Genomic DNA, 1392 nt, shown 5'->3' on the forward strand with positions numbered 1-1392 from the left:
GCTTGGCCCTATGTGGCGGCCGCCGCGCTTGGCCTCGTGCCGATCGTCCGCCGCGCCGTCGCTGGCGCGCTCAACGGCACGCCCTTCAGCATCGAGACCCTGATGTCGGTCGCCGCGATCGGCGCGATCGCGATCGGCGAGGCGCCGGAGGCCGCGGTCGTGGTGTTCCTGTTCGCGGTCGGCGAACTGCTCGAGGGCGTCGCGGCGAGCCGCGCGCGGGCCGGCGTGAAGGCGCTGGCCGACCTCATCCCCCGAACCGCCCGGCGCGTCCGCGGCGACGCGGTCGAGACGGTCCCGGCCTCCGACCTCGAGGTCGGCGATCTCGTCCTCGTCCGGCCGGGCGACCGCATCCCGTCCGACGGCTCGGTCGTCAGCGGGGCCTCCGAGGTGAACGAGGCGCCGATCACGGGCGAATCCCGTCCCGTTCTCAAGGAGGCCGGGGCGAGCGTCTACGCAGGCAGCATCAACGCCAATGGCGAGCTCCAGGTCGCCATCACCAGGACCGCCGCCGACAACACGATCGCGCGCATCGTCCACATGGTCGAGGAGGCGCAAAGCTCGAAGGCGCCCACCGCCCGTTTCATCGAGCGCTTCAGCCGCTGGTACACGCCGGCCGCGATGGCGCTCGCGCTCGCGGTCGTGGTCGCGCCGCCGCTGCTCGTCGGCGCCGACTGGCAGACCTGGATCTACCGCGGCCTCGCCGTGCTGCTGATCGCGTGCCCCTGCGCGCTGGTGATCTCGACCCCGGCGGCGGTCGCCTCGGGACTTGCGTCAGGGGCCCGCCGCGGGCTGCTCATCAAGGGCGGCGCGGCGCTCGAGACGCTCGGCCGGATCAGGACGGTGGCATTCGACAAGACGGGCACGCTGACCGAGGGGCGGCCGAGGGTGGTGGACGTCACGGGGATCGGCGCCTCCGTCGAGGAGGTGCTCGCGAAGGCCGCGGCGGTCGAGCGCGGTTCGAGCCATCCGCTCGGCGCCGCGATCATCGAGGAGGCCGAGACGCGCGGGCTCGAAATCCCCCGCGCGTTCGGCGCGATCGCGGCGCCCGGCAAGGCGGTCACGGCGCGCATCTCCTCCGGCTTCGTGTCGGTCGGCTCTCCCCGTCACGCCGCCGAGGAAGGAATTTTGACGGCGGAAGCCACCGAGCGGGTCGCGTCGCTCGAGAGCGAAGGCAATACGGTCGTCGTGGTCAGCGAGGGCAAGCGGCTGCTCGGCCTTGTGGCGCTGATGGACCGGCCGCGGGGCGTCGTTCACGCCGTCACCCACCATCGCGACCGGCCCGTCCGCGCGATAAGCCGCGATGGCGTCCAGCTTGGCCGCCGGCAGCAGTTCCGCCCGGTGCTCGATGCCCAGCTCTCCGGCGATCGCGGCGGCGGCGCGCGCGTTGTCGCC

Annotated in this window: 2 pseudogenes; one reads left to right on the forward strand and one right to left on the reverse strand. The window is 73.4% G+C overall.

The annotated features are described in order from the left end of the window. Positions 1 to 1242, forward strand: a pseudogene (locus tag ACIKT0_RS18245) (heavy metal translocating P-type ATPase); the annotation flags it as partial. A gap of 57 nt (positions 1243 to 1299) precedes the next feature. Here ACIKT0_RS18245 and ACIKT0_RS18250 read toward each other — a convergent pair. Further along, positions 1300 to 1365, reverse strand: a pseudogene (locus tag ACIKT0_RS18250) (hypothetical protein); the annotation flags it as partial. Positions 1366 to 1392 lie beyond the last annotated feature (27 nt).

The organism is Hansschlegelia beijingensis (assembly GCF_045505405.1).
In the GTDB taxonomy this organism is placed as follows: domain Bacteria; phylum Pseudomonadota; class Alphaproteobacteria; order Rhizobiales; family Methylopilaceae; genus Methylopila; species Methylopila beijingensis_A.